Genomic DNA, 12,363 nt, shown 5'->3' on the forward strand with positions numbered 1-12,363 from the left:
TTCTACTTACTTATGTTCCACTTAAAAATTCCTTTATTATATAGATCAGCACCTAAATTTGTATAAAATTTAATTGCTCTAGTATTATCAACCTCAACTTCCCATCGAATAGAATCAATTTCTAAATGTTTTCCAATTTCCTTTATTCTATTCATTAAAGCTTTTCCAATTTTTTTGCTTCTAAATTTCTCTAGAATAAACACATCGTCTACATATAAGTAATTCTTGCCTAGCCATATAGAATAGTTGTTGTAATAACTTAAATATCCAGCAATTTCATTTTGGTAATAAGCTAATAAAACTTCAAACTTGTTGTTGTTATCATCAAGTGCTTTGGCAAGCATATCAGGGTTAGTTTTTAGATTTTGTAGTTGATGATGATGCATCGCCAACCCTTTAATTAGCTTAAATAGAACTTCACTATCTTCTGGTTTTGCATTTTTTATTTGTATCATAAATACTCTACTATTCTTTACGTATTATTTGCTTTTTATTAGGAAAATGATAAATAATTTTAATCTATAAAATTTTTAATGATTTTTATGAATTCTTCTGGTTGTTCCCACCATATTTCATGACCTGCATTTTTAATAAAAAAATATTGGCTATTTTGATATAGTGCCACATATTCGAAAGCAACACTATATGGGATATAATCACACTGACCTTGTAATACTATTATTGGGGTTTTTAACTTTTTAATTTTTTCTCTTATTGGGTCTATATCGTCATCATTATTGGTTGCCATAAAAGCATAAAAACCTCCACCACCTTCTTCTGGCAAAACATTCTTTGTGTCACAGACCATACCTTTAGTAAATTTTGAGGCGAGTGTATTTAAGACTCTATCCATCTGTTTATCTGAAACTAATTTTTTATCGAGAAGCAATGCTCCTGTAGTAGCTGTTAATGCTTTTGGCTTAAAAGCTACTTTATTTACATCGTTATTAAAATTATATGGTTCAATAAAATTTAAAGAATCAGGAACTTTATAAATTGAATCTAAATCGATGTATTTTTTGTTAACTACTAAAGGTGGTGAAATTTGCCCTGGAGCAGAGAAAACAATTCTGTCAATAGTTTTTGGATATTTGGAAGAATAACTAACGATGATATTACAACCAAATGATTGTCCAATTAGTATGACTTTTCCTTTGTTAATCTTTTGTGTGATGATTTCATTCAAATCTTCAACATGCGATTTAAATGTTACATCAGTAAACTTTTCTAATCTATCAGAAAGGCCAGAACCTCTTTGGTCATATAAATAAACTTCATGCCCCAATTCTGTTAGTTGATCTAATGTTTTTATAATGCTTGAGTGTACATAACCACCCGGCCCACCATGAAGAAATACAACAGGAGCTTTATTTTCGCTACTATTATATAGCTTTCTGGAAGGTAAATAGTGATAGGCTATTTTAAATCCTTTTTCCATATTCCAGAATTGAGTATTATCTCTTGCTTTTATAGCAGTAATTATTTCTTTTTCCGGAATTAATGTTAATGTTATAAATACTGTTATACACAGAAGAATCAGATAGCCTAACCACTTGAGTATTTTTTTAACTACTTTCATTAGTTATTAATTGTTTTTAGTTAATTAGTATTAGATAGCCTTTTAATAACTTTAACAGCATTTCTATTATCTGGGTTTAATTCTAAAGATTTCTTATAGTTGAATAAAGCTGCTTCTTTTTCGGTATTTAATAGATAGGCTTCTCCTAGGCTATCGTAAACATTTGCCGAATTTGGGTAATATTCAACATTGAGTTTAAAGATTTCTATAGCCTCTTTTAACTTATCTTTTTTTATAAGTTGATAACCTAATCGGTTAAGATATGATTCGTCATAATCATATTGGTTAGCGTTATTTTCATGAACTTCTCTGTATTTTTTTATAGCTTTTTCAATACCAACTTTATAAATGAGTTTAGCAATAAATTCATTACTTTTAATTTTAGGCATTTCATATGGAAATCCGTAAAGGATTTTTGTTAAAGACTGATTTAATTCTGGTCTGTACTGAGAGCTATTGTTGCTTAACATGATTATTTTATTTCCTTCGGTATTACCAAAAAATATTGAATTGGAAAAGCCAACAAATTCACCAGAATGAGTAAGTGATTTGTAAGATAATACGGGTAGTTGTTTTACAAACCAACCAAAACCATAAGGAGCTTTTTTATTATTCTTTAATATTGGGGTTTCGTATACTTCTGTAAATGTTTCTTTTTTGACTAATGTATTGTCAGATAATGCCTTGAGCCATCTGTATAAATCTTTTGTAGTGCTGTATATACCTCCATCACCAACTGTATTAAAAAATACCAACACATCATTTGGTAGCATTGTCTTTCTATCAATGTCTAATTTATAACCATAAGCTCTGTTTTTTGATGCATTATTATTTTTGGCATTATACACATAACTGTTATCCATTTTTAATGGCAAAAAAATGTGTTCATCCATAAATTCTGAATAACTTGAGTTAGTTATATGTTCAATAAGCATTGCTAATAGCACATAATTTGTGTTACTGTAATTAAAGTGATCTCCCGGAGTAAATTCTAGTTTAGGCTTAGTGGCTTTTACTAGATTATACACATCTTGGTTAGTAATAATTTTTCCTTTTTCTTTGAATCTTTTTAGTATTTGCTCTTTATTTTTATTAAGAAAACCTTGATATTCTGGTATACCAGAGGTTTGATTTAATAGATTTCTTATGCTGATATTTTTATATGGGAAATCTTTTAAGTGCGAAATCACCAAATCATTATAGTTTAATTTCCCTTTTTCTTTGAGTATCATAATACCCATTGCAGTAAATTGTTTACTTAATGAGGCCAGAAGAAACTGTGAATCCGAAGTTAGTGGAGTATTTAAATCTTTACCATTAAATCCAAATGATTTTTCATAAATAATAGCATTGTTTTTTCCAATCACCAACACATTTCCGTTAAACATGTTGTTTTGATAACAGTACTTTAGAAGTTCATCAAATTCTTCTTTTTTATTTTGATCCTGTGCTAAACAACCTACAGTATATATGGGCAATAGCCATAATAAAATTAAATGTAATTTTCTCATTGTTACTTGTTTTATTCGCTAATGTATATGGACTACCGGTTCGTAAAAATTTTATTTTTTAAATAACATTTTGTAATGTTTATACAGCATTTTTTGGAGTCTGAATGTTATTTGAATTGTCGTTTAAGCCGTTTATAAGCCGTAAACGGTAGTTCATAAAAATGTAATAGGCAGAAAATGGTAATTTAGTATTTTGTAGTTCCTTATGAGAAAGCACTTAAAAAGATTTTGGGTATTTTATTTTTTGGTAGTACTACTATTATGTATTCCTGTATTCTTATCAGAAGAAATAGAATATATTATTTGGGCTATTTCAAGCGTTTTGATAATATCGATCTACTTTTTTATAGATATTTTCATTCAAAATAAGAGGGAAAAAAAATTAAAAGAAGAAAAATTAGTATCTGAACTACAATTATTAAAAGCTCAAATAAATCCTCACTTTTTTTTCAATACATTAAATAACTTATATGGATTAACAATTAATAAATCAGATAAAGCACCAGAATTGGTGCTTAAACTATCTGAAATGATGCGTTATACCATTTATAAAGGGAGAGAAGATTTTGTGAGTATTGAAGACGAAATAAATTATATAAAAGCATATATATCATTACAAAAAATTAGATTAAAAAAGAAAGTAGATATTATTTTTACTCAGGATATTATTAACCCAAAAACAAAAATTGCTCCCTTATTATTTATTATTTTAGTTGAAAACGCATTTAAGCACGGTGTTGAAAAAACAATAAACAAAGGATATGTTAAAATAGAGCTCTTAGAGAGTTTAGAAAAAATTCAGTTTAGTGTAGTTAATAATTATGTGCAACAGGCTATTCAAGATGGAAAAAATAAAGGTGTTGGGATACAAAATTTGAATAAAAGGTTACAACTAATTTATCCTAACCAACATTCTATTTCAGTTAAACGGGATGATAAAAATTACAAAGTGTTTTTACAAATAAATAAAAGATAAAATGTTAAACTATATTATCGTTGATGATGAACCTATAGCACATGATATTATAATTTCTCATGCAAAAAATCTATCGAGCTTAAGCTTGGTTGGACAAGCTTATAATGCTTTTGAAGCAATAGAACTTTTGCGATCAAAGAGCATAGACCTTATTTTTTTAGATATAGAAATGCCACAGTTTAAAGGGCTTGACTTTTTAAAAACACTAAATAATGCTCCCAAAGTAATTGTAACTACAGCTTATGAAGAATATGCACTTAAAGGATATGAATTAAATATTGTTGATTATCTTTTAAAACCATTTAGTTTTGAAAGGTTTATGAAAGCCGTAAATAAAGTTGCTATCGACAAAACTTCTGAACAAAATAACTTTTCTGAAAATGCTAAAACATTAGAATCAATATTTGTAAAAGAAAATAATACAACGCATCATATAAAAGTTGAAACTATTAGCGTTTTAGAAAGTATTGGAAATTATGTCAAAATTTATTCAAAGGATAGGACGATAATTACTCACCAAACACTTCTGTATTTTGAACAAAAATTATCCGAAATAAATTTTATAAGAGTTCATAAATCCTTTATCATAAATTTGAAACATGTTTACGTAATTGAAGGAAATCATGTTTTAATAGAAAATCGCAAAATACCTATAGGGAGAACGTATAAAATGAATCTTTCAAAAAGGATTCATATCGATTAACCATTCTATTTATCATTTGTGGTTTTTAGAATTTTTTTTTGCTGTGCGGGCAGAGAGACTCCCTTCGACCAGGCTCAGGATAAACTTCTCGTCTCTTGCAAGTAGCTTAGGCTTTTAGGCATAAAAAAAGCCTCTCATTTCTGAGAAGCTTTTATTTTTTGGTGCGGGCGGAGAGACTCGAACTCTCACACCTCGCGGCACTAGATCCTAAGTCTAGCGTGTCTACCAATTCCACCACGCCCGCATTATAACTTTTACAACACTTAGGACTTTCTGTAAAAGCGAGTGCAAATATACATATTCCTTATAAATCTCAAAGAACTTAAATTATTTTTTTTGAAGAATATGAAAAGTAATAACTAACAATTTAAGAAATCAGGATGTTTTCTTTACAATCTCCTCACTTTTTTAACCCCTACAAATCTAATTTTAGGTGATCAATCAATGTTTTTGATCCTTCAGTATTCATGGTTTTTAATTCTTCGATCATTCTCAGTTTAGTTACTTTAGAATATTGATGAGGTTGATTTTCTGCCACAAAATCATAACCAACTTCAGCAAATAATTGATCCGACCATTTATTACGAATGCAATCAATAATTAGATGAATACGATCGGTTGTACCATTGTTTTCTACACGATGTGGTAGATTAAAATTTCCATACCAGCATTCGCCAACGGTCATAGTTACTTCTTGATGATCTATATAAAAATGAACATCCCGATTTGTAGTGATCGGAATATGAACTCTAAAACTTCTATCTTCATATCCTAAATTATGATCTGTATGCTCTTTTATTTTACTGTTGGGCGAAAGGTTGAGTAAACGAATAGATTCTTTTTCACACTCAAAAAGCGCAGTTATTTCCTTAAAATAAGGGCAGTGATCCAATAGAGGAGTATTTTTGTAATTATGAGCACCAGAGGAGTGAGCATAAATTTGATTCATATCTCCATTAAGAGATCTAAGCGCAATAGATTTCCAATTACCAGAATAATCATTGGTATTAAAATGAGAAGTAAAAGAATAGGACTGACAATGTTTTAAGTCTTTCAGAAGGCGATTTTCAGAAAATAAAAAAGGAAGTTTCAAAAATGCATTCATATTAGTAGATATACTTAAATAGACAACAACTAATTTACTTCATTTTTACTACTTTTAGGCGAAAATAAACTCAGATTCATGCAAAACATACAATCTTACGTTCAAGAACATAAAGATCGATTTATAAATGAGCTTTTCGAGCTACTTAAAATTCCGTCTGTTAGTGCAGATACAGCATATAAAGATGATGTAATTAAAACAGCATCAGAAATTAGCAAAAGCCTTAAAGATGCAGGATGTGATGCCGTAGAAATATGCGAAACTCCGGGGTATCCGATAGTATATGGAGAAAAAATTATAGATAAAAACCTTCCGACAGTATTGGTTTATGGGCACTATGATGTACAACCAGCAGATCCGATAGATTTATGGGATAGCCCTCCTTTCGAACCTGTAATTAAAAAAACAGATATCCACCCCGAAGGAGCCATTTTTGCGAGAGGATCTTGTGATGATAAAGGGCAGATGTACATGCATGTAAAGGCATTAGAAATTATGACCAAAACGAACCAGTTGCCGTGTAATGTAAAATTTATGATCGAAGGAGAAGAAGAGGTAGGAAGCAAAAGTTTGAGTTGGTTTGTAGAACGTAATCAGGATAAATTAGCTAATGATGTAATCTTAATTAGTGATACAGGAATGATAGCCAAAGATGTTCCTTCTATTACTACCGGGTTAAGAGGGTTAAGTTATGTCGAAGTCGAAGTAACAGGACCTAATAGAGATTTACATAGTGGTTTATATGGTGGTGCAGTAGCAAATCCAATCAATATATTAACCAAAATGATTGCTTCTTTGCACGATGAAAATAATCATATCACCATTCCTGGGTTTTATGATAAAGTCGAAAATCTTTCTACAGAAGAAAGAGCCGAAATGGCAAAAGCACCTTTTTCTCTTGATGCCTATAAAAAATCACTAGATATCGGTGCAGTGTATGGAGAAGAAGGATATACAACCAACGAGCGTAATTCTATTCGACCCACATTAGATGTAAACGGAATCTGGGGTGGTTATACAGGAGAAGGAGCAAAGACAGTAATTGCCAGTAAAGCCTATGCCAAAATTTCTATGCGTTTGGTTCCAAATCAAGATTGGGAAGAAATTACAGAATTGTTCAAAAATCATTTTGAAAACATAGCACCAGAAGCAGTAACAGTAAAAGTGACTCCGCATCATGGCGGGCAGGGGTATGTGACTCCAATAGATAACACAGGATATAAAGCAGCTAGTAAGGCATACCAGGACACCTTTGGTAAAACACCAATACCACAACGTAGCGGGGGTAGTATTCCTATTGTTTCTTTATTCGAAAAAGAATTAAAAAGTAAAACCATCCTAATGGGATTTGGTTTAGATAGCGATGCAATACATTCTCCTAACGAACATTTTGGAGTATGGAACTACTTAAAAGGAATAGAAACAATTCCTTATTTCTATAAATATTTTACCGAATTAAGTAAGTAAAGTTTCTATATATCTTAAAATAATAATGGCGTTACCCTGATTTTTTGATCAGGGTCGGGCTATTCGTTATATCTTTTTTGTTATCAATCGAGTGTTTTTTTTAGAAATTTAAGAATAACAAAAAAGGATGTCACTACTATCCCTAACGCACAAAACAACTTCATTAAAATCAACATATAGATAGAATAAATCTTTTAGGTTTTATCTGTTAATTCTATATAATGAGTGAAACAACCTACATGAAAATTGAGGTGTATACTTCTTATCGAAAATGCAAAATATATTGCTTTTTTGCCTTTTTTTAATTGTATTTTTATAAGAGTAAAATTACCCCCTGATTTCTATTTCTTCAAAGTTTTACAGTAAGCATTATTGGCATTAATGTGCATTTAAAAATCAGTTTTTAATAGTAATAAACATTCCGATGAAAAAAACAGTATTAGGTTTTTCGACTTTATTAAGCGTGGCATTCACTTTTGCCCAGACTAATGTTACAGATATCAATCAAACCGGAAAAGGAAATGAGATAGAGGTTTCTCAAAAAGGAGTAAACAACGTATTAAGTATTGCTGAGGAAGGCAATTTTAACAAAGCAAAAGTAGAACAGGGAACACAAGATTCTTCAAAAGGAAATGGTATGATTAGCCAAATTCAAACTGGAGATCAAAACAATGTATATGTTATGCAGCTGGGAGATTTCAATGTAGTACACCAAAATCAATTAGGAAACTCGAATTATGCAGAAGCAATTCAGGATTCATATGTTTTAGAAAGCAAAATACAGCAAACACAGATAGGTAATCATAACATAGCAGTAGCATTTCAGGGAGTTTCTATAGATTTTGTATTTGCCGAAAATTTTAAGAACAGTATTGTACAATCACAGAGAGGAAATTTTAATATAGCACAAGCTAATCAATCTGATACCGAAAATAATATAAGAATCATTATACAAGATCAGGAAGGAGAATTTAATCAGGCCACTGCAAATCAAAATTTCTTTTTAGGACATAAATATAGTATCGAACAGCGGCAATCTGGAGAATATAATAGTGCAGTAGCAACCCAAGATGAAGGAAATTTTAGCCAAAATAATATTGTTCAGGATCAAAAAGGATCAGGAAATACTTTGGATGCTAACCAATCATCACAACCGCATGGTTTAGGAGATAATTCGATTAATCAATCACAAAACGGGAATTACAATAATGCTACTGCAATCCAGAATAATGGATATTCTATTACACAAAATCAGATTGGAGATTTTAATCAAGCTTATGCCCAACAGGAACCACAAGAATTTTCTATAATTGATCAATATCAGGAAGGCATAAGAAATATAGCTTATGCTTCTAAAGATAAAATAGATCAGTTTGGGACACGTCCTTCTTTTATTTCGCAAAACCAGATAGGAGAAGATAATCATGTTTCTGCTACTATAGGAGGTAGAGGTTTTGTGACCCAAAAGCAAGAAGGAGTAAGAAATGATGCTTCTTCAATACATATATATGGCTATAACATTAGGGCTAATCAAAAACAAACTGGAGAGGACAATAAAGTGGTTGTAAATAGCTCATTTAGTTCTTCTTCTCAAGAGTTTGAAGTCTTACTGCAACAAGATCAAGTAGGAAACTATAATGAAGCTACAGCTATACTACAAAATGGAATTGATACTAAGATCACACAAACCCAGGAAGGAGAAAGGAATGCAGTAGTAGCCCAGAGTAATGGGATTGGAAATGAAATATGGAGTATACAAAAAGGAGGATTTAATGTTATTGAACAAACTCAGGATAATATAGGTTCTAGAGCTATTGCAGCTCAGTACGGTAATAGTAATTCAATTCTTCAAACTCAATCCAAAGGAGGTGTTAATATTATGGAAGCTACACAAAACAATATGCAATTTAGTGGAGAAGAGAATCTTTTATCTCAGTTACAACACGGAAATACGAATATGATGGTTTCTGCTCAAGATGGATCATTTAACACTACATATGCGACTCAGATCGGAGATTCTAATAGCTTTAATACAAAACAAATTGGTAATGCTAATAGTTTAACAGCTTCTCAAGAAGGCACTTCGTTATCGGTAACGATAATTCAAGAAGGAAATGGTAATAGTTCGGTTATTTCTCAATGATTTATTACAAATTTGATTCAGTTTATCAATAATTAATAGGTTAATAAAACAAGCAAGCACCCTTAGTATAGGGTGCTTATTTATATTCTTTTGTTTGTTAAAAATCAACAGTAATTATGCTTTAACCTTATGGTTTTGATAGTATAAATGTTAAAATGATGTGAAACAGGTAACATAGTACAGTGTTTGGTTATAATAGTATAACTCTAAATGCTTCAATAGTTTTAATTTTCGTTATTAACTATAACACAAAATCAATACGATTATGAAAACTAAAATTATTATTTTAGCAGCTATGCTATTTACCTATGTTTCGTCGCTTAAGGCGCAGCAACCGGTAGATGCAAAAAGATGTGAGGCTAGTAAGGCCAATGCGCATATTTTTTCGGCAAATCCTAAAGCAAAAGCCGAATATGAAAACTTCAATAAGTTTACCAAAAATTTTGTTCAGAGTAAGGCTTTTTCTCAAAAAGCAGCAGAAACGTATACTATACCTGTAGTGGTTCATGTATATGGTACTACTCAACACGGGAAGACGGTTGATTATGATAAGATAAAAGGAGCTCTTGATGCGTTAAATAAAGATTTTAACGGACTCAATGATGATTTTAATTCAATTGATCCCGTTTTTGATGGGCGTAAATCAACACTAAGTATACGATTTGCGTTGGCTAAAATTGATCCTAACGGAGGTAGTACCAATGGAGTAATTATCCACCCTGTAGCTTCTGGAATGGGTAATTATAGTAGTCCAGTTGTTGCAGCAGATGCCTGGGATAATTATAAATATATGAATGTATATATTACTGGTGACCTCTACGGTGATGGAGTGGCAACAAATTCTGGAGTAGCATGGTATCCGAATACAACAATGTCTGATGCAAATATTGCAAGAGTAGTATATAACGGGCGATACTTGCATGGGAACACTAATAAAGAGTTTGCATCTGTTTTTACACACGAATTCGGACATTGGCTTAATTTAATACATACTTTTGAAGGTGGATGTGATGACCCTAATGGAGATTATGTTAGTGATACACCAAAAGAAGATACGGATTCTGGTGATGATGGATGTGTTGTCGGAGCAAGTGATTGTGGGAATTTGATTAACTATGAAAATTATATGGGATATGATTCTGCAGCAGGTTGTGCAAAAATGTATACTCAAGGGCAAGTAAATAGAATGCTGGCAGCATTAGAACACCCAACAAGAAAACCATTATGGCAACCAGCTAACCTGGTGGCTACAGGGGTAAATCTTACCGGTGCCTCACTAATAGTAAATAATAATACTGTAGAAGAATCATTATCTAATAATGGAACCTTAGTAGATGATTCTTATGATATAGATATACAAGGTGGTACTTTTTCATTAAGTTCTGGAACATTAACACAAGGAACGCATTTTACATCAAGCCTTCCTCAAGGATTTTCGGCTAGTATAACGGTAATAAACAATACGAAATTAAGGGTAAAATACAGTGGGACTACTAATAATCATGGATCTGCAGATAATGCTTCAGGTACAATCACTCTTAAAAATGCGATTATTTCAGGCGGAACAAGTACATTAAATTCTGATAAAGTAATATTTAACTTCTCATTTTATGATCCTTTTAAAGTAGTTTATGTAGATAATAGTGATCTTACAGTTGATGCCACTACGGTATGGAAACCATTTACAGATGCTAATATTCCATCCTTGGGCGGAGGAACAAATTACGGAGGGTTATTTTACAATGCTTCTGGGCATCCAAGTGGCCAGCCTGCATTGCAATTTGAAACCTATACAGCTGCAATGATTACTGTAGGAAGTACAAAAAGGGTTGCAAATTTACCAGCAGATACACCAATTAGTACTACTAGTAATTGGGTAGATGGAGGAGCATATCCTGATTTACATGAGATTAGAACAAATTCATATACCAATTGGGATGGGCAAACTGGGTATGCAGGATTTAGATTTATTAAAAATGCCAAAGAATACCACGGTTGGCTTCGATTTCAGGTAAATGCTAGTGGAAACTCATATACATTATTAGATTATGCATATAGTACAGAGCCTTATGGTACTATTAAGGCAGGAAGTAAAGAATTGGAACCAATCCCTACCTGTAATGACGGTATCCAAAATGGAGATGAAACGGGAGTAGATTGTGGTGGATCATGTGAGCCTTGTAGTACGCCGATAACATACTGTGATTCTAACGGAAAAAGTGTATCAGACGAATATATCGGTAGAGTACAACTAGGAACAATTGATAATACTTCTACTGGTTCTACAGGAGGTTATGCAGATTATACTTCGGTATCTACTACATTATCTAAAGGAGCTTCTCATACTATTACTATTACTCCAACCTGGAGATCAACAGTATATTCTGAAGGATATACTGTATGGATAGATTATAACCAGGATGGAGATTTTGCTGATGCCGATGAGCAGGTATGGAGTAAAGCAGCTTCAAAGGACACTCCTGTAAGTGGTAGTTTTACGATCCCATCTAGTGCCAAAAACGGAAATACCAGGATGAGAGTATCTATGAAATACAATGGTATCCCAACAGCATGTGAATCTTTTGATTATGGAGAAGTAGAAGATTATACTATTACTGTAGGAACCGGAGGAGGATCTGATCCTACCTGTACAGATGGTATTCAGAATGGTGATGAGACCGGAGTAGATTGTGGAGGTTCTTGTACTCCTTGTGCTACTAATGATGGAGTGGTGTATGTAGATGTAAATGATATTACTGTAAATTCTTCAAGTACCTGGGATTTCTTTAGAATAGAAGTTGGAGACAACAGCGATTATGGAGCATGGTACACCAATAATTCAGTACGATTGGTTACTTATAATAAAGATGTAGTATGCG

The 12,363-nt window shown here is 31.9% G+C and carries 9 protein-coding genes and 1 tRNA gene; 5 read left to right on the plus strand and 5 right to left on the minus strand.

Translation table 11 applies throughout. The features are described 5' to 3' along the window. Window positions 1–2 precede the first annotated feature (2 nt). Genes ATO12_RS24090 through ATO12_RS24100 form a run of 3 tightly spaced genes read right to left on the minus strand, consistent with a single transcriptional unit; the run spans window position 3 to window position 3,090 of the window. Window positions 3–455, minus strand: a complete 453-nt coding sequence (locus tag ATO12_RS24090; RefSeq protein WP_034247556.1) for a GNAT family N-acetyltransferase — start codon at window positions 453–455, stop codon at window positions 3–5. Between the two features lie 59 nt (window positions 456–514). Then, the gene (locus tag ATO12_RS24095; protein ID WP_034247558.1) at window positions 515–1,579 is read right to left on the minus strand and encodes an alpha/beta hydrolase; all 1,065 of its coding nucleotides are present in this window, start codon (window positions 1,577–1,579) and stop codon (window positions 515–517) included. A gap of 20 nt (window positions 1,580–1,599) precedes the next feature. Then, a complete protein-coding gene (locus ATO12_RS24100; protein WP_034247560.1) occupies window positions 1,600–3,090 on the minus strand; it encodes a serine hydrolase domain-containing protein in 1,491 nt (496 codons plus the stop codon). A gap of 205 nt (window positions 3,091–3,295) precedes the next feature. Here ATO12_RS24100 and ATO12_RS24105 point away from each other — a divergent pair, with 205 nt between their 5' ends. Continuing rightward, entirely contained in the window at window positions 3,296–4,066 is a 771-nt protein-coding gene (locus tag ATO12_RS24105; protein WP_034247562.1) for a sensor histidine kinase, read from the plus strand. 1 nt (window position 4,067) lies between these two features. After that, window positions 4,068–4,769 carry a LytR/AlgR family response regulator transcription factor gene (locus tag ATO12_RS24110; protein WP_034247564.1) on the plus strand — a complete coding sequence of 234 codons (702 nt, stop codon included), beginning with the start codon at window positions 4,068–4,070 and terminating at the stop codon, window positions 4,767–4,769. Between the two features lie 159 nt (window positions 4,770–4,928). Here the strand turns inward: ATO12_RS24110 and ATO12_RS24115 are convergent. Beyond that, a tRNA-Leu gene (locus tag ATO12_RS24115) sits at window positions 4,929–5,013 on the minus strand. Between the two features lie 171 nt (window positions 5,014–5,184). Beyond that, window positions 5,185–5,874 (minus strand): aspartyl/asparaginyl beta-hydroxylase domain-containing protein, encoded by a 690-nt coding sequence (locus ATO12_RS24120; RefSeq protein WP_034247565.1) that lies wholly within the window; start codon window positions 5,872–5,874, stop codon window positions 5,185–5,187. Window positions 5,875–5,952: 78 nt separating this feature from the next. Here ATO12_RS24120 and ATO12_RS24125 point away from each other — a divergent pair, with 78 nt between their 5' ends. The 3 genes from ATO12_RS24125 to ATO12_RS25210 all read left to right on the plus strand — a co-directional run. Then, complete coding sequence (locus ATO12_RS24125) at window positions 5,953–7,341, plus strand: dipeptidase (protein WP_034247566.1); 1,389 nt, start codon at window positions 5,953–5,955, stop codon at window positions 7,339–7,341. Between the two features lie 424 nt (window positions 7,342–7,765). Then, window positions 7,766–9,484 carry a hypothetical protein gene (locus tag ATO12_RS24130; protein WP_034247568.1) on the plus strand — a complete coding sequence of 573 codons (1,719 nt, stop codon included), beginning with the start codon at window positions 7,766–7,768 and terminating at the stop codon, window positions 9,482–9,484. Between the two features lie 265 nt (window positions 9,485–9,749). Further along, the coding region (locus ATO12_RS25210; protein WP_240486179.1) for a M43 family zinc metalloprotease at window positions 9,750–12,363 on the plus strand (2,614 nt) is incomplete at its 3' end.

The sequence above is a fragment of the Aquimarina atlantica genome, assembly GCF_000626715.1.
Classification (GTDB): domain Bacteria; phylum Bacteroidota; class Bacteroidia; order Flavobacteriales; family Flavobacteriaceae; genus Aquimarina; species Aquimarina atlantica.

What these genes read in the sequence shown, in the direction of transcription:
- ATO12_RS24090 (WP_034247556.1), bottom strand. Translation starts at nt 455, where the DNA reads ATGATACAAATAAAAAATGCAAAACCAGAAGATAGTGAAGTTCTATTT.
- ATO12_RS24095 (WP_034247558.1), bottom strand. Translation starts at nt 1,579, where the DNA reads ATGAAAGTAGTTAAAAAAATACTCAAGTGGTTAGGCTATCTGATTCTT.
- ATO12_RS24100 (WP_034247560.1), bottom strand. Translation starts at nt 3,090, where the DNA reads ATGAGAAAATTACATTTAATTTTATTATGGCTATTGCCCATATATACT.
- ATO12_RS24105 (WP_034247562.1), top strand. Translation starts at nt 3,296, where the DNA reads ATGAGAAAGCACTTAAAAAGATTTTGGGTATTTTATTTTTTGGTAGTA.
- ATO12_RS24110 (WP_034247564.1), top strand. Translation starts at nt 4,068, where the DNA reads ATGTTAAACTATATTATCGTTGATGATGAACCTATAGCACATGATATT.
- ATO12_RS24120 (WP_034247565.1), bottom strand. Translation starts at nt 5,874, where the DNA reads ATGAATGCATTTTTGAAACTTCCTTTTTTATTTTCTGAAAATCGCCTT.
- ATO12_RS24125 (WP_034247566.1), top strand. Translation starts at nt 5,953, where the DNA reads ATGCAAAACATACAATCTTACGTTCAAGAACATAAAGATCGATTTATA.
- ATO12_RS24130 (WP_034247568.1), top strand. Translation starts at nt 7,766, where the DNA reads ATGAAAAAAACAGTATTAGGTTTTTCGACTTTATTAAGCGTGGCATTC.